General features: G+C 72.5%; 16 protein-coding genes. 10 read left to right on the plus strand and 6 right to left on the minus strand.

What is annotated here, in order from left to right; translation table 11 throughout:
- The first annotated feature begins 28 nt into the window (after positions 1-28).
- The 3 genes from E4622_RS01500 to E4622_RS01510 are packed head-to-tail and all read left to right on the plus strand — an operon-like array spanning position 29 to position 2806.
- On the plus strand, positions 29-394 hold the full coding sequence (locus tag E4622_RS01500; RefSeq protein ID WP_280633744.1) for a cytidine deaminase: 366 nt from the start codon (positions 29-31) through the stop codon (positions 392-394).
- Complete coding sequence (locus E4622_RS01505; RefSeq protein WP_134738331.1) at positions 366-1526, plus strand: cytochrome P450; 1161 nt, start codon at positions 366-368, stop codon at positions 1524-1526. The genes E4622_RS01500 and E4622_RS01505 overlap by 29 nt, the downstream gene beginning before the upstream one ends.
- Positions 1523-2806, plus strand: a complete 1284-nt coding sequence (locus E4622_RS01510; RefSeq protein WP_134738332.1) for a thymidine phosphorylase — start codon at positions 1523-1525, stop codon at positions 2804-2806. Before E4622_RS01505 ends, E4622_RS01510 begins: the two co-directional genes overlap by 4 nt.
- On the opposite strand, the gene E4622_RS01515 is transcribed toward E4622_RS01510, so the two are convergent.
- Positions 2799-3251 (minus strand): MaoC family dehydratase, encoded by a 453-nt coding sequence (locus E4622_RS01515; RefSeq protein ID WP_134738333.1) that lies wholly within the window; start codon positions 3249-3251, stop codon positions 2799-2801. The genes E4622_RS01510 and E4622_RS01515 overlap by 8 nt on opposite strands.
- A 52-nt stretch (positions 3252-3303) precedes the next feature.
- Between E4622_RS01515 and E4622_RS01520 the strand changes: the two genes are divergently transcribed.
- Entirely contained in the window at positions 3304-4398 is a 1095-nt protein-coding gene (locus E4622_RS01520) for an adenosine deaminase (RefSeq protein ID WP_134738334.1), read from the plus strand.
- 25 nt (positions 4399-4423) lie between these two features.
- On the opposite strand, the gene E4622_RS01525 is transcribed toward E4622_RS01520, so the two are convergent.
- Genes E4622_RS01525 through E4622_RS01535 form a run of 3 tightly spaced genes read right to left on the minus strand, consistent with a single transcriptional unit; the run spans position 4424 to position 6142 of the window.
- Positions 4424-5251, minus strand: coding sequence for a hypothetical protein (locus E4622_RS01525; RefSeq protein WP_134738335.1), 828 nt, complete (start codon positions 5249-5251; stop codon positions 4424-4426).
- Positions 5248-5565: a hypothetical protein gene (locus E4622_RS01530; protein WP_134738336.1), complete on the minus strand. Its 318-nt coding sequence runs from the start codon at positions 5563-5565 to the stop codon at positions 5248-5250. The genes E4622_RS01525 and E4622_RS01530 overlap by 4 nt, the downstream gene beginning before the upstream one ends.
- Before the next feature lies 1 nt (position 5566).
- Complete coding sequence (locus tag E4622_RS01535) at positions 5567-6142, minus strand: hypothetical protein (protein WP_134738337.1); 576 nt, start codon at positions 6140-6142, stop codon at positions 5567-5569.
- A 128-nt stretch (positions 6143-6270) separates the two neighbouring features.
- On the opposite strand from E4622_RS01535, the gene E4622_RS01540 reads away from it, so the two are divergent.
- Positions 6271-6846 carry a hypothetical protein gene (locus E4622_RS01540; protein WP_134738338.1) on the plus strand — a complete coding sequence of 192 codons (576 nt, stop codon included), beginning with the start codon at positions 6271-6273 and terminating at the stop codon, positions 6844-6846.
- Here E4622_RS01540 and E4622_RS01545 read toward each other — a convergent pair.
- The gene (locus tag E4622_RS01545) at positions 6843-7418 is read right to left on the minus strand and encodes a hypothetical protein (protein ID WP_134738339.1); all 576 of its coding nucleotides are present in this window, start codon (positions 7416-7418) and stop codon (positions 6843-6845) included. The two genes, E4622_RS01540 and E4622_RS01545, sit on opposite strands and share 4 nt — an antisense overlap.
- Positions 7415-8023, minus strand: a complete 609-nt coding sequence (locus tag E4622_RS01550) for an ATP-binding protein (RefSeq protein ID WP_134738340.1) — start codon at positions 8021-8023, stop codon at positions 7415-7417. The genes E4622_RS01545 and E4622_RS01550 overlap by 4 nt, the downstream gene beginning before the upstream one ends.
- Before the next feature lie 82 nt (positions 8024-8105).
- Here E4622_RS01550 and E4622_RS01555 point away from each other — a divergent pair, with 82 nt between their 5' ends.
- The 5 genes from E4622_RS01555 to E4622_RS01575 are packed head-to-tail and all read left to right on the plus strand — an operon-like array spanning position 8106 to position 15103.
- Entirely contained in the window at positions 8106-9875 is a 1770-nt protein-coding gene (locus E4622_RS01555; protein ID WP_134738341.1) for an ABC transporter ATP-binding protein, read from the plus strand.
- A complete protein-coding gene (locus tag E4622_RS01560; RefSeq protein ID WP_134738342.1) occupies positions 9872-11695 on the plus strand; it encodes an ABC transporter ATP-binding protein in 1824 nt (607 codons plus the stop codon). Before E4622_RS01555 ends, E4622_RS01560 begins: the two co-directional genes overlap by 4 nt.
- 16 nt (positions 11696-11711) lie before the next feature.
- Positions 11712-13103 (plus strand): amidase, encoded by a 1392-nt coding sequence (locus tag E4622_RS01565; protein WP_134738343.1) that lies wholly within the window; start codon positions 11712-11714, stop codon positions 13101-13103.
- A gap of 9 nt (positions 13104-13112) precedes the next feature.
- Complete coding sequence (locus E4622_RS01570; protein WP_134738344.1) at positions 13113-14012, plus strand: ABC transporter ATP-binding protein; 900 nt, start codon at positions 13113-13115, stop codon at positions 14010-14012.
- Entirely contained in the window at positions 14009-15103 is a 1095-nt protein-coding gene (locus tag E4622_RS01575) for an ABC transporter permease (protein WP_134738345.1), read from the plus strand. The genes E4622_RS01570 and E4622_RS01575 overlap by 4 nt, the downstream gene beginning before the upstream one ends.
- Positions 15104-15133 lie beyond the last annotated feature (30 nt).

The following is a 15133-nucleotide window of genomic DNA, read 5'->3' on the forward strand; positions in this document are numbered from 1 at the left end:
GAGAGACCCGGGGTTCGACTGGGAGGGCCTGCGCGCCCTGGCGGTCGAGGCCATGGGTCACGCCTACGCGCCCTACTCCCACTATGCCGTCGGGGCCGCGGCCCGCGTCGAGGACGGGCGGACCGTCGTGGGGTGCAACGTCGAGAACGCCGCCTACGGCGTGGCGCTCTGCGCGGAGTGCGGGCTGGTCTCCCAGCTGCACCTGACCGGAGGCGGGCGTCTCACGCACTTCGTCTGCGTCAACGGCTCCGGCGAGGTGATCATGCCGTGCGGCCGCTGTCGCCAGCTGCTCTGGGAGAACGGCGGCGCCTCGCTGCTGTGCTGGACGGTGTCCGGGATCAAGGGGATGGACGAGGTGCTGCCGGATGCGTTCGGTCCCGACGACCTCGCTTGACCTGAGCCTGCCCGAGGTCGTCGCCGACCCGTACCCGTTCTTCGCCGAGGAGCGGGCGCGCCACGGCGTCGCCTGGCACGAGGCCTCGCAGCGCTACCTGACGTTCGCCCACGCGACCGTCGGCGCCGTGCAGCGCGACCGGCGCCTGGGCCGGCTCTGGCAGGACAAGGAGCCGCTCGACTACCTCGAGCCGTTCAACCTGCTGCACCGCAACCAGATGATGGAGAACGAGCCGCCCGACCACACGCGGCTGCGCCGCCCGGTCGCCTCGGCGTTCGCCCGCGGCCACGTCGAGCGGCTGCGCCCCCGGGTGCGCGAGCTGGCCGCCTCCTTGCTGGCCGAGACCCACGACGGCCCCTTCGACGTCATCGGCCAGTACGCCGAGCCCCTGCCCGTGCTGGTGATCTGCGAGCTGCTGGGCGTCCCCGCCTCCCACGTCCACGAGCTGCGCGACTGGTCCCAGGCCATCGTGCGGATGTACGAGGCCGACCCCTCCGAGGAGGTCGTCGCCGCCGCGGTCGCGGCGGCCACCGACTTCGCGGCGCTGGTCCGCGACCTCGTCGCCCACCGGCGCGCACACCCGGCCGACGACCTGGTCACCGACCTGGCCGCCACCGAGCTCACCGAGGACGAGGTCGTCGCGGCGGTGGTGCTGCTGCTCAACGCCGGGCACGAGGCGTCGGTCAACGTCTTCGGCAACGGCCTCGTGGCGATGCTGCGCCGGGGCCTGCGCCCCGGGCACGACGTGCCCGCGACGGTGGAGGAGATGCTGCGCTTCGACTCCGCGCTCCAGCTCTTCGAGCGCACCGCCACCGAGGACGTGCAGGTCGGCGACGTCGTGGTCGAGAGGGGTCAGCGCATCGCCGCCCTCCTGGGCGCGGCCAACCGCGACCCCGCCGTCTTCGAGCGCGCCGACGACTTCGACGTCTCGCGCGAGAAGAACCCGCACCTCGCCTTCGGCGTCGGCGTGCACTTCTGCCTCGGGGCGCCGCTGGCCCGCATGGAGCTCGCCGAGTCGGTGGCGGCGCTGTGGGAGGCCCACCCGGACCTCGTGCTGGTGGGCGAACCGGAGAGCCGGGGGACCTTCGTGCTGCGCGGCTTCCATAGGGTGCAGGTCGGAGGTACGACATGAGCAAGCACGATGCGGTCGAGGTCATCCTCGCCAAGCGGGACCACGGCGAGCTGAGCGACAGCCAGATCGACTGGGTGATCGACGCCTACACGCGGGGCGAGGTGGCCGACGAGCAGATGTCGTCGCTGGCCATGGCGATCCTGCTCAACGGCATGGAGCGGCGCGAGATCGCCCGCTGGACCGCGGCGATGATCGCCTCGGGGGAGCGGATGGACTTCTCTGCGCTGTCGCGCCCGACCGCCGACAAGCACTCCACCGGGGGGGTGGGCGACAAGATCACGCTGCCGCTGGCGCCCCTGGTCGCCGCCTGCGGCGTGGCCGTGCCGCAGCTCTCCGGTCGCGGGCTGGGCCACACCGGCGGCACGCTCGACAAGCTGGAGTCCATCCCGGGCTGGCGCGCGGCGCTGTCCAACGAGGAGATGCTCGCCCAGCTCGAGTCGGTCGGTGCCGTCATCTGCGCCGCCGGCGACGGTCTGGCGCCGGCGGACAAGAAGCTCTACGCGCTGCGCGACGTCACCGGCACGGTCGAGGCGATCCCGCTGATCGCCTCCTCGATCATGAGCAAGAAGATCGCCGAGGGCACCGGCGCGCTGGTCCTCGACGTCAAGGTCGGCACCGGCGCCTTCATGAAGGACCTCGAGCGGGCCCGCGAGCTGGCCGAGGTGATGGTCGGGCTCGGCACCGACGCCGGGGTGCGCACCGTCGCGCTGCTGACCGACATGAGCACCCCGCTGGGGCTGACCGCCGGCAACGCCGTCGAGGTGGCCGAGTCCGTGGAGGTGCTCGCCGGCGGCGGGCCCGCCGACGTGGTCGAGCTGACCCTCGCCCTGGCCCGCGAGATGCTCGCCGGCGCCGGGCGCGACGACGTGGACCCCGCCGACCGGCTGGCCGACGGCTCCGCGATGGACGCCTGGAAGGCGATGGTCCGGGCCCAGGACGGCGACCCCGACGCGCCGCTCCCGGTCGCCCGTGAGTCCCACGTCGTGACCGCGCCGTCCTCCGGCACGCTCACCCGGCTCGACGCGATGGCGGTCGGCCTCGCCGCCTGGCGGCTGGGCGCGGGCCGCGCGCGCAAGGAGGACCCGGTGCAGGCCGGGGCCGGCGTCGTGTGGCACGCCCGTCCGGGGGACACGGTCAGGGCCGGCGAGCCGCTGTTCACGCTGCTCACCGACGAGCCCCAGCGCTTCGAGCGGGCGCTCGCCTCGCTGGAGGGCGGCTACGACATCGGCGACGCGACGTCGTACGACGCCGCACCGCTGGTCATCGACCGGATCAGCTGAGCAGCAGCACGATCGACTCGGCCACGCAGGCCGGCTTGGCGCCGCCCTCGATGGCGATGACGTGCTTCATGGTCAGCTGCTTGCCCGCGGGCAGGTCGACGACGTCGCCGAGCGTGACCGTGAGGTTGACCCGCTGGCCGACGAGCACCGGGCTCGGGAAGCGCACCTTGTTGAGCCCGTAGTTGAGCTTGGCGCCGGGCGTGTCCAGCCCGAACACCTGGCTGCCGAGCCACGGGATCAGCGAGAGCGTGAGGTAGCCGTGGGCGACCGTGCCGCCGAACGGTCCCGCCGTGGCCCGCTCGACGTCGACGTGGATCCACTGGTGGTCCCCGGTCGCGTCGGCGAACCGGTCGACGCGCTCCTGGTCGATCGTCACCCACTCGCTCGTGCCGAGCTCCTCGCCGGCGGCGGCGGCGATCTCCTCGAGGGTCGTGAACACGCGCATCCTGGACCTCCTGCGGGCCGGGTCGTACGACGGGTGGTGGTTGGATGACCTGATGAGCGTCACCGACCCGGAACCTACCGTCCCCACGCGCGACCAGGTCCGACAGGCTCCCAAGGTCCTGCTGCACGACCACCTCGACGGCGGGCTGCGCCCGGCGACCATCATCGAGCTCGCGGACGAGGTCCACCACGAGCTGCCCGCCGGCGATGCCGAGAGCCTCGGACGGTGGTTCGCCGAGGCGGCCGACTCCGGCTCGCTGGTGCGCTACCTGGAGACCTTCGACCACACCGTCGCCGTCATGCAGACCGGGCCGGCGCTGACCCGCGTGGCACGCGAGTGCGTCGAGGACCTCGTCGCCGACGGGGTCGTCTACGCCGAGGTCCGCTACGCCCCCGAGCAGCACGTGACCCAGGGGCTGACGCTGGACGAGGTGGTCGCGGCGGTCCAGGAGGGCTTCGAGCAGGCCACGGAGGCCGCCGGCGGCCGCATCGTCGTCCGGCAGCTGCTGACGGCCATGCGACACCAGGCGCGCTCCATGGAGATCGCCGAGCTGTCGGTCGCGTGGCGCGACCGGGGCGTGGCCGGCTTCGACATCGCCGGCGCCGAGGCGGGCTACCCGCCGACCCGCCACCTCGACGCCTTCGAGTACCTCCAGCGCGAGAGCTCGCACTTCACGATCCACGCCGGGGAGGCCTTCGGGCTGCCCTCGATCTGGCAGGCCATCCAGTGGTGCGGGGCCGACCGGCTCGGCCACGGCGTCCGCATCGTCGACGACATCACCGTCGCCGACGACGGCACGGTCACGCTCGGCCGGCTGGCGGCGTACGTGCGCGACATGCGGATCCCGCTGGAGATGTGTCCCGCCTCCAACGTGCAGACCGGGGCCGCGACGTCGATCGCGGAGCACCCGATCGGGCTGCTGACCGACCTGCGCTTCCGGGTCACGGTCAACACCGACAACCGGTTGATGAGCCAGACCTCGATGACCGCCGAGATGCACTCGCTGGCTGAGGCCTTCGGCTACACGCTCACCGACCTGCGGTGGTTCACCATCAACGCGATGAAGTCGGCCTTCCTGCCCTTCGACGAGCGGCTCGCCATCATCGACGAGGTCATCAAGCCCGGCTACGCCGCGCTGGCGGGCTAGCCGCCGCAGGCGTGGTGCGCGCGCGTCAGGTGTGCGTCCACTTGCCCTTGTCGTTCATCTCGTCGGTGTACCTGCTCGACAGGACGGGCCAGTCGTTGTTGGCGTTGAGGCCGTCCAGCCCCTCGTTGAGGTTGCGCCACATGCTGAGCTTGACGGTCACGTTGGAGTCGAAGTAGGCGTCGAGCCGGTTCCACAGGTCCAGCGCCGCGGTCACGATCTTGCCGATGACCTTGATGGCCGGGCCGGCGTCGAAGGTGACCCACTGGCCGGCGTCCGTGCCGTCCTTGATGGCGTCGAGGATCGCGTTGACGACGTCCAGCAGGACGTCGACCATGATCCGCCAGACCTCGCGGAGCTCCTTGGCGCCCTCGGCGCAGGCGGTGGCGGCGCTGACGAGACCCGTGTCGACGGCGTTGATGGCGTTCTTCTGGCGGGTCGCGGCGTCGCGGTAGGAGATGAACGCGTCGCCCGACCAGGTCTTCGTGACCTCGGCCAGGAGGCTGTCGACGACCATCTTCTCGTCGCGGATCCGGCCGGCGGCCTTGAGGTAGGAGGCGTTCATGTCCATCAGGTGGAACGGGTTGCCGGTCATCTCCTCGACCTTGGCCCACATGTCCTCGCAGAACTTGGTGAACTCGTTCCAGAGGTGCTCGATCTCCTCCTCGATCTTGTCCTTCGCCATGTTGTAGGCGATCTTCAGCCCGGGCGAGATCCAGGCCCAGTTGCTCGACCCGATGGTGTCGTTGAAGGTGTCGATGACCTTCTGGACGCCCTCCTCGATCTTGTCGCTGAGCTCCTGGATCTTGGTGTCGACGTCGTCGTTGTAGTCCTGGTAGTAGTCGTAGGTGGTCATGTCGGCGTCCCGTCGGGGTTGTGGAACTCGTCGGCGACCGAGGCGTCCGTGGCGCCGAAGTCCTTGGCCGTGTGTCGCAGGGCCTCAGCCATGCAGTGCAGCTGGTAGACCCCGTTGGACATGGCCGAGATCATGCTGCTGATGAACTGGTCGTGCTGGCTGTCGATGCCCGCACGCTGGGCGAACCAGCCGAACTGGAAGCCCTGGCCGCTGCCGTTGAACAGCTCCTTCGAGGCCGTGCTGACCTCGGCGCTCACGCCGTCCCATCCGGCCGCGGCCTCCGCCAGGTCCTCCAGGCTTGCCTTCAACGTCATGTCAGCTCTCCGATCCGAAGTGGAGCGCCTGCTCGAGGGCGCGTTCGAGGTGTTCGGGGCGGGCGGCGGAGAGCCACTCGGCATCCGCCTCCAGCCGCATCAGACGACCGTCCGCACCGCGTAGCGCGGTGACGTAGCCGTTCTCGGAGGTCACGGGGACCGGCGGCCGCGTCGGCGCCGGCTCGGAGCTCCGGGCGGCGCGGCGGGCCGCGAGCGCCTCGCGGCTCACGTCCGGGCGGGGCGGGGCCTCGGCCCTGGCGCGGCCGGCGAGGAGGTCGTCGGCGCGGGCGAGGTACTCCTCGGCGAGGCCGTTCTTCTCCAGGGAGGCGAGGGCGCGGTTGCCGTCGGCGGTGGCGAACGCCTCCTTGACGGCCGCCACGAGGTCGTCGGGTCGGCGCAGGGCGGTGGGGTCGGTGACGGTGACCTTGACGACGCGGCGCGCCGCGTCCACCACGAGCGTCACGCGGTCGTGGCGGTCGGAGCCGGTCGCCGGGGGTACGTCGTCGAACAGGCCGGGCCGCTCCTGGCTGGCCAGACGCTCCAGCAGGGCCGTGCCGACGGCATCGAGAGTGGTCATGGGGTTCTCCTTCGTGCTGATGAGTAAGTCCTCCCACTCCCGGGCCCGGTCCAAACCCGCTGGTGGCGACGGGTCCGCGTGGCCGGACGACGGTTTCGGCGGTCTCGCCCGGGGGAAGGATCGCGCGCATGCGCTCCACCCGCGTCGCCGCCCTCGTGCTCCTCCTCTCGCCGCTCCTGGCGGCCTGCAGCGACGACGAGGAGACCCCCGAGCCGGTCGACGCCAAGGCGCTGCCGGCCAACCTGTGCGAGGCCGTGCCCGACGAGGTCGTCGAGCGCTGGGCCCTCGTGGAGGACGCCCACGAGACCACCGAGTCCGACGACGAGAACCGCGCCGCCTGCACGATGAGCGGCACCGCCCAGGGCGCACCGGTGACGCTGGAGGTCACGCTGTCGTCCTTCGCGGCGGACAGCTACGACGCCGTGCGCACCAGGATGAAGGAGGCGCTCGACGAGCGCTGCGCGACGCTGGAGTCCTCCGCGCCCGGCGAGGTCGTCCGGCAGGACGGTCGCTGCTCGGTCGAGAGCCCGCCCGAGCCGGAGGCGGAGCGCGGCGCGGTCTCGGAGTTCTCGCAGGCCCTGGGCTCCAACGGCATCTCGGCGGTGACGATGGTGCACCACGGGCCGCTCTTCCGCTCGGTGGGGGCCGAGGTCGTCGGCATCGGCGGGACCATCTCCCAGACGGACCCCGCCGAGCTGGGCTAGCGGTCGTCGGGCGTGACCACGAGCCACAGCCGCTGCCAGCCCGCCAGGCCCAGCCGGTGCCCGACCACCGACTCGCGGGTCACCTCGACGACGCGGCCCGACGCGGGCTCGTAGACGCGCAGGTGCGGGACGGCCGGGGCGCCGGGGGTGATGGGGAGCGCGAGGACGACGTGGCGGGGACACCAGCGGTCGCCGACGTAGAGCGCCGCGGACCGCCCGGACCCGACCGCCGTACGGACCCGGTCGAAGGCGGTCCCGGGCCGCAGCACCGCGATGCGGGTGGCGTAGCGGGCGGCCGCCGCGCCGGTGCGGGCGAGGGCAGACAGCTCGCGCGCGACGGCCCACGGAGGAGTGCCCAGGGCGCGCGGCCACGGCACCTGCAGCCCGTGGCCGGTGAGGCCGGTGACGCGCCGGTGCGTGGCGAGGACGTCGCGGGCGAAGACGCCGGGGGTCACCGCGGCGGCGTAGTCGGCGTCGACCAGCATCCGCGCGGCGACCAGGGCGCTCGCCCCGCACGAGCGGGCGTCCGGCTGCCGCAGCCGGCCGCCGAGCAGCGCGACCGGCTCGCTCACCGGGGCGCCGAGCCGCGCAGCGCCCGCAGGGCCGTCCAGGCCTGGTCGGGGGAGACCGGCGTGCACCCCAGGTCGACCGCGCGCTGGACCACCCGGCGCTGGTCGCGCAGCAGGGCGAGCCCACGGCGGACCAGCACCAGCGGCGGCTTGCGGTGCTCGCGCAGGTCACGCGTGAGGCGGCGCCAGAAGGTCACGGCGGCGTGCTGGCGCACGCAGTAGGCAGCCGCCAGGTGGCCGCCCTCGCGGCAGCGGGGGACGATCTCCTGGGCGAAGATGCCCTCGGCCACGAAGAGCGGCTCGGGTCCCAGCTCCAGCGTCTGCCACCCGCACCGCCCGTCCTGGGCGATCTCGTAGATCGGCACCTCGGCCCGCCCGGTCCCGCACAGCGCCTCGATGGCCGCCATGGCGTCGTCGGGCAGCCAGGAGTCGGGGTGGTCCCAGTCGACCAGGCCGGCGTTGGCGCCGGTCGCGATCACGGGCAGCGTGGGGTCGCCGGCGCTCTTGTAGAAGTCGTCGAGGCGCAGGACCGGCAGCCCGAGGCGCTCGGCGAGGCGGGACTTCCCGGCCCCCGAGGGGCCGGCCAGGACGACCACCTGCGCGCGCATCGGCCCAGTCTGCCGCACCCCGGCCCGGACGTCCGCAACCGGTTCGCGACCTGTCGGTGGGCCGACATACGCTGAACGTCACATGACCGCGACCCCCGACACCGAGCCTCCCGCAGGGGTCCACTCCCTGTGGCGGCTGCGGGGCTACCTCCGCCCCCACCGCCTCGCCCTGGCCGTCATGCTCGGCACCGCCCTGGGCGGCGTCGGTGTCTCGATCGCGATCCCGCTGGTGACCAAGTCGCTCATCGACGGGCCGATCACCGACGGCGAGCTGGCGCCGGTGCTGCCCCTCGGCCTGCTCGTCCTCGCGCTCGGTGTGCTCGAGGCGCTGCTGGTCTTCTGGCGGCGGTGGGTGCAGTCCAACGCCGTGCTCGGCATGGAGACCGAGATGCGGCGCGACCTCTACGCGCGTCTCCAGGTGCTGCCGATGAGCTTCCACAGCCAGTGGCAGTCCGGCCAGCTCCTCTCGCGGGCCACCACCGACATGTCCGCGATCCGCCGCTTCAGCGGCTTCGGGCTGCTGTTCCTCGTCATCAACATCGTCCAGGTCACGGCCGTGACCCTCGTGCTGCTCCACCTCTACTGGCCCCTCGGGCTGGTCGTCGCCGCCACGGCCGCGCCCATCGTGTGGCTCTCGATGCGCTTCGAGAAGCGCTACGTCGTCGTGTCCCGGCGGGTCCAGGACGAGCAGGGCGACCTCGCCACCCGCGCCGAGGAGGGCGCGGTCGGGATCCGGGTCATCAAGTCCTTCGGCCGCACCGAGCACGTCACCCGGCAGTACGAGCAGGCCGCCCGCTCGCTGCACGCCACCAGCATGGACAAGGTCCGTCTCTCGGCGCGCTTCTGGACCTTCCTCGAGGTCATCCCCAACCTCGCCGTCGTCGTCGTCCTGCTGCTCGGCGCCATCGGCGTCGGCACGGGCAAGCTCAGCTACGGCGAGCTGGTCGCCTTCATCACGCTGATGCTGTCGCTGGTGTGGCCGGTGTCTTCGCTCGGGGTCATCCTGGCGATGGCCCAGGAGGCGATGACCTCGGCGGCGCGCATCCTGGAGATCTTCGACACCGAGCCCGACATCGTCGGCGGCACGCAGGTCATCGAGCACCCGCGCGGGCACCTGCGCTTCGAGCACGTCGACTTCGCCTTCCCCGACGCTCCCGACGAGCCGGTCCTGCGCGACGTCAACCTCGACCTGGCGCCGGGGGAGACCCTGGCCCTGGTCGGAGCCACGGGGTCCGGCAAGACCATCCTCACGGCCCTGGTGCCGCGCCTCTACGACGTGACCGGCGGGCGCATCACGATCGACGGCGTCGACGTGCGCGACCTCGAGCTCGACCACCTCCGCACGCTGGTGGCCACGGCGTTCGAGGAGCCCACGCTCTTCTCCATGAGCGCCCGGGAGAACCTCACCCTCGGGCGCGCCGACGCCAGCGACGCCGACATCGACGAGGCGCTCGACATCGCCCAGGCCGGCTTCGCGCGCGACCTGCCGTGGGGACTCGACACCCGCATCGGCGAGCAGGGCATGGCCCTGTCCGGCGGGCAGCGCCAGCGCCTCGCGCTCGCCCGCGCCGTCCTCGCCCGTCCCCGCGTGCTCGTGCTCGACGACACCCTGTCGGCGCTCGACGTGCACACCGAGAAGCTCGTGGAGGAGGCGCTGCGCCGGGTGCTCTCGGCCACGACCGGCCTGGTGGTCGCCCACCGCGCCTCGACGGTCCTGCTCGCCGACCGGGTCGCGCTGATCCAGGACGGCACGATCAGCCACGTCGGCGACCACCGCGACCTGCTGGCCACCGTCCCCGCCTACCGCGAGCTCCTCGCGGCCGACTCCGAGCACGAGGCGGTGCGCCCGTGAGCTCCACGACCAGCTGGCGCGGCGTCGCCGAGAGCGACGCCGAGGAGGCCGCCGAGCGCGAGGCCGCGCGCTTCACCGGGGGGTCCGCGCAGCTGCTGCGCGAGCTGCTGCGCCCCTACAAGGGCGCCATCCGGCTGCTGGTCCTGATCGTCCTCGTCGAGAACGCCGCCCGCCTGTCGATCCCCTACCTCGTCAAGGAGGGCATCGACACCGGGATCCCGCCCATCACCGACTACGGCGACAAGGGCCCACTCCTCACCATCGTGGCCATCGTGCTGGTCGCGACGCTCACGCAGGCGGTCGCCCGCAACATCTTCCTGGTGCGGTCGGGACGGGTCGGCCAGGACATGCTGTTCCAGGTCCGGCGCCGCGTGTTCCGGCACTTCCAGATCCTCAGCCCGGCCTTCCACGACAGCTACACCTCGGGGCGCGTGATCTCGCGCCAGACCTCCGACGTCGACGCGATCTACGAGATGCTCGAGACCGGCTTCGACGGGCTGGTCACGGCCGCCCTCACGCTCGTGGGCACGGCCGGCCTGCTGCTGTTCCTCGACGTCAAGCTGGGGCTCGTGGCCCTGGTCTGCGGTCCGTTCCTCTTCTGGCTCACCAACTGGTTCCGGGTCTCCTCGGCCACCAGCTACCGGCTCACCCGCGAGAAGGTCGCGCTGGTCATCGTCCACTTCGTGGAGTCCATGGGCGGCATCCGCGCGGTCCAGGCCTTCCGCCGCGGCCCGCGCAACCAGGAGATCTTCGACGACGTCAACGACCAGTACCGCGCCGCCAACCTGGTGGCGTTCCGCCTGGTCGCGTGGTTCATGCCCGGCATCCGCCTGATCGGCAACATCACGATCGCCGTGGTGCTCCTCTACGGCGGCTACCTCGCCTACCACGGCGAGGTCACCGTCGGCGTCCTGGCGGCGTTCCTGCTCTACCTGCGCCAGTTCTTCGAGCCGATGATGGAGATCTCGCAGTTCTACAACACCTTCCAGTCGGCCTCCGCGGCTCTGGACAAGCTGGCGGGCGTGCTGCGCGAGCGGCCCAGCGTGCCCGAGCCGGAGCACCCCACGACGCTGACCGACGCGCACGGCGAGCTCCGCTTCGACGGCGTGCACTTCGCCTACGTCGACGACCGCCCGGTCCTGCCCGGCCTCGACCTCACGGTCCCGGCCGGTCAGACGATCGCCCTCGTCGGCACGACCGGCGCCGGCAAGACCACGCTGGCCAAGCTCGCCACGCGCTTCTACGACCCCGACGAGGGTCGCATCCTGCTCGACGGGGTCGACCTGCGCGACCTGACCTCGGACAACCTGCGCGAGGCCGTCGTCATGGTCACCCAGGAGAACTACCTCTTCTCCGGCACCATCTCCGACAACATCCGCTTCGGCCGTCCCGAGGCCAGCCAGGAGGAGGTCGAGCGGGCGACCCGTGCGCTCGGCGCCCACGAGTTCATCATGGCGCTGCCCCAGGGCTACGACACCCACGTCGCCAACCGGGGCGGGCGGCTCAGCGCCGGCCAGCGCCAGCTGGTCGCGTTCGCCCGCGCGTTCCTCGCGGACCCGGCGGTGCTGATCCTGGACGAGGCGACGTCCTCGCTGGACGTGCCCTCCGAGCGCCTGGTTCAGCACGCGCTGCGCACGGTGCTGGCCGGTCGGACCGCGCTGATCATCGCCCACCGGCTGTCGACGGTCGAGATCGCGGACCGGGTGATCGTGATGGAGCACGGACGCGTGGTCGAGGACGGCTCGCCCGAGTCGCTCGTGGCGAGCGGCGAGGGTCGCTTCTCGGACCTCAACGACGCCTGGCTCGAGTCCCTCGCCTGACCTCTAGGCTCGCCCCGTGACCGACCTCCGCGCCACCGGCGCCGCCGAGACCGCCCGCCTCGTGACCGCCGGTGACCTCACCGCGCGCGCGGTCGCCGATGCCGCCCTCGACCGGATCGCCGCGGCCGACCCGGCGCTCAACGCGTTCTCGGTGGTGCTCGCCGACGCCGCGCGGGCCGAGGCCGACGCCCGGGACGACCAGCCGGGGGAGCGCGGCCCGCTGCACGGCGTACCCGTCGCGATCAAGGAGGAGCTCGACGTCGCCGGGTGCGTGACGACGTTCGGCGGCGAGGCCAACTCGACCCCGGCCGCCGAGGACGGCGAGGTCGTACGCCGCCTCCGCGCGGCCGGCGCGGTCATCGTGGGCAAGACGACGATGCCGGAGTTCGGCGCGTGGCCCTACACCGAGTCCAGCTCGCGCGGGATCACCCGCAACCCGTGGGACCGCACCCGCACCCCGGGCGGCAGCAGCGGTGGCACCGCCGCGGCGGTGGCCTCCGGCATGGTGCCCGTCGGGATCGGCGGCGACGGAGGCGGCTCGATCCGGATCCCGTCGGCCATGTGCGGCCTCTTCGGGCTCAAGCCCCAGCGCGGCCGGGTGACGACGTCGCCCCACGCGCACCTGTGGTGGGCGCTCGGCACCGTCGGCCCGCTGAGCCGCACCGTGCTGGACAGCGCCCTGGTCTACGACGTCATCCGGGGGAGCACGCCGGGCGACCGCTTCCGCGCGGGGGAGAGCGGCTCCTTCGTCGAGGCGGCCGGGCGGGAGCCGGGGCGGCTGCGGGTCGGGTGGTCCACGAAGCCCGTGAGCGTCGGCGTGCGGCCCGACCCGATCCACGTGCGGGCCGTCGAGGACACCGCGCGCCTGCTGTCCGAGCTGGGTCACGACGTACGCCAGGTCGACCCGCGCTACCCCGACCCGACCGCGGCGTTCGTGCCGCAGTTCTTCGCCGGCCTGCGGGCCGAGGCCGACGAGGTCGAGCACTACGAGCGGCTCGAGCGACGCACGCGCGAGACCTACCGGCTCGGCTCCTGGGCCTCCCCTCGCGTCACCGAGTGGGCCGTCCGTGCCTCGGAGAAAGTGTCGGTCAAGGCCAACCGGGTGTTCCAGGACGTCGACGTCCTGCTCACCCCGACCACGGCCCACCGCCCGCCACGCGTGGGCGTCATCGACGGGCGCGGCACCGTCGGCTCGGCGCTCCAGGCGATGCCGGCCATCGCCTACGTCGCCCTGTGGAACGTCGCCGGCAACCCCGCCGCCTCCGTGCCCTGCGGCCCGGCCGAGGACGGGCTGCCCGTCGGCGTCCAGCTCGTCGGTAGGACCGACGACGAGGTCACCCTGCTGAGCCTGTCGGCCCAGCTCGAGCGCGCCCGGCCGTGGCCCCTCACGGCCCCTTCCGCTGGGTAAGGTCCTCCCGTGCCCGCCATCGTGATCGACGATCTCGCCAAGAGCTACGGCGAGCTCACGGCCGTGGACGGCGTGAGCCTGGAGGTGGGGGAGGGTGAGTTCTTCGGCATCCTCGGTCCCAACGGCGCCGGCAAGACGACCCTGCTCGAGATGGTCGAAGGCCTGCGCCGCCCCGACCGGGGGAACGCCACGGTCCTCGGTCTCCCCGTCTGGCCCCGCAACGCCGACCTGCTGCCCCGCGTCGGCGTGCAGCTGCAGGCCTCGGCGTTCTTCGAGCGACTGACGGCCCGCGAGCAGCTCCGCACCTTCGCCTCGCTCTACTCCGTCCCGCACACCGCCGCCGACGAGTGGCTGGAGCGAGTCGGCTTGCTCGACAAGGCCGACACCCGGGTCGAGGACCTCTCCGGCGGGCAGGGGCAGCGGCTCTCAATCGCGTGCGCGCTCGTGCACGACCCCGAGGTCGTCTTCCTCGACGAGCCGACGGCGGCGCTGGACCCCCAGGCGCGCCGCAACCTCTGGGACCTGCTCTCCGGGCTCAACGACTCCGGACGCACCGTCGTCCTGACGACCCACTACATGGACGAGGCCGAGGTCCTCTGCGACCGCGTCGCGATCATGGACGGCGGCCGGGTGCTCCAGGTCGACTCGCCCGCGGCGCTGGTGCGCACGCTGGACGCGCCGGCGCGGATCACCGTCGCCCCGGGTGCGGTGGCGGTGGAGGAGGCGCGCGGCATGGTGGGCGTCGACGACGCGCACGAGTCGGTGGACGGGGTCGTGCTGACCACCCGGTCGCCGGGCCGGGTCCTGGCACTTCTGGCGGAGCGCGACCGGCTCGACGGCGTACGCGTCCAGGCCGGGACCCTCGAGGACGTCTTCCTCGACCTCACCGGACGGGCCTACCGCGCATGAGCGCCCGCGGCTCGGGACGCTCGGCGTTCGTCGCGCTGTCGCTCGCCATCTTCAAGGGGTTCCTGCGCGACAAGGGCGCGGTGTTCTTCTCGCTGGTCTTCCCGCTGATGTTCCTGGTGCTCTTCGGCGGCGTCTTCTCCGACCAGGACCAGTCGAAGGTCGACCTCATCCAGGTCGGCGAGGTCAGGCTGGTCGACGACCTCCCCGACGGCGTCGACGACGCGTTCGCCCAGACCTTCGACGTCACGACCTCCGACGACCTCGACGACGCCCTCGAGCAGGTCCGCAAGGGCGACGCCGACGTCGCGATCGAGCAGCGCGGCGACGAGCTCGTCGCCCACTACACCCAGACCGAGCAGGTCAAGGCGGCCATCACCCAGGGCACGCTCAGCGCCTTCGTCGACGCCACGAACGTCGCCCAGCTCGCCGCCGAGTCCGGCCGTGAGCCGACGTACTCCTTCAAGGCCGAGCGGGTCGAGGACGAGTCCCTCACCGCCATCCAGTTCGTCACCCCGGGCCTGCTGGGCTGGGCGGTCGCGATGAGCGCAGCCTTCGGCGCGGCGGCCACACTGCAGGGCTGGCGGCAGTCCAAGCTCCTGCGCCGCCTGCAGCTCTCGCCCGTGCGCACCAGCACGATGGTCGCGGCCCGCATCGCGGTGACGGTCGCCGTGGCGCTCATCCAGATGACGATCTTCCTGGGGCTCGGGGCGGCGGCTTTCGGGCTGACCCTCACCGGCTCGTGGTGGATGGCCGTGCCCGTCCTGGTCGTCGGCACTCTCTGCTTCATGTCGATCGGGCTGCTCGCCGGCGCCATCGCCAAGACCACCGAGGGTGCGGTCAACATGGCCAACTTCTTCGTGCTCCCGATGGCCTTCCTCAGCGGCTCCTTCTTCCCGCTCGACACGGCGCCCGGCTGGCTGCGCGCCGTGAGCAACCTGCTCCCGCTCAAGCACCTCAACCAGGCCATGCTCGACGTCATGGTCCGCGGCGAGGGCCCCGCTTCTGCCCTCGTCCCCATCGCCATCCTCGGCGGCTTCGCCGTCGTCGTCACCCTCGTCGCCGCCCGCCTCTTCCGCTGGGACACCACCTAGCCCTCAGCTCGAGCGTGAACCAGGCCTGGA

Origin of the sequence: Nocardioides sp. 503, assembly GCF_004522095.1 — a bacterium.
Lineage (GTDB): Bacteria > Actinomycetota > Actinomycetes > Propionibacteriales > Nocardioidaceae > Nocardioides.

Excerpts from the sequence above, each read along its gene's own strand:
- E4622_RS01505 (WP_134738331.1), top strand. The coding sequence starts at position 366 with ATGCGTTCGGTCCCGACGACCTCGCTTGACCTGAGCCTGCCCGAGGTC.
- E4622_RS01510 (WP_134738332.1), top strand. The coding sequence starts at position 1,523 with ATGAGCAAGCACGATGCGGTCGAGGTCATCCTCGCCAAGCGGGACCAC.
- E4622_RS01515 (WP_134738333.1), bottom strand. The coding sequence starts at position 3,251 with ATGCGCGTGTTCACGACCCTCGAGGAGATCGCCGCCGCCGCCGGCGAG.
- E4622_RS01520 (WP_134738334.1), top strand. The coding sequence starts at position 3,304 with ATGAGCGTCACCGACCCGGAACCTACCGTCCCCACGCGCGACCAGGTC.
- E4622_RS01525 (WP_134738335.1), bottom strand. The coding sequence starts at position 5,251 with ATGACCACCTACGACTACTACCAGGACTACAACGACGACGTCGACACC.
- E4622_RS01530 (WP_134738336.1), bottom strand. The coding sequence starts at position 5,565 with ATGACGTTGAAGGCAAGCCTGGAGGACCTGGCGGAGGCCGCGGCCGGA.
- E4622_RS01535 (WP_134738337.1), bottom strand. The coding sequence starts at position 6,142 with ATGACCACTCTCGATGCCGTCGGCACGGCCCTGCTGGAGCGTCTGGCC.
- E4622_RS01540 (WP_134738338.1), top strand. The coding sequence starts at position 6,271 with ATGCGCTCCACCCGCGTCGCCGCCCTCGTGCTCCTCCTCTCGCCGCTC.
- E4622_RS01550 (WP_134738340.1), bottom strand. The coding sequence starts at position 8,023 with ATGCGCGCGCAGGTGGTCGTCCTGGCCGGCCCCTCGGGGGCCGGGAAG.
- E4622_RS01555 (WP_134738341.1), top strand. The coding sequence starts at position 8,106 with ATGACCGCGACCCCCGACACCGAGCCTCCCGCAGGGGTCCACTCCCTG.
- E4622_RS01575 (WP_134738345.1), top strand. The coding sequence starts at position 14,009 with ATGAGCGCCCGCGGCTCGGGACGCTCGGCGTTCGTCGCGCTGTCGCTC.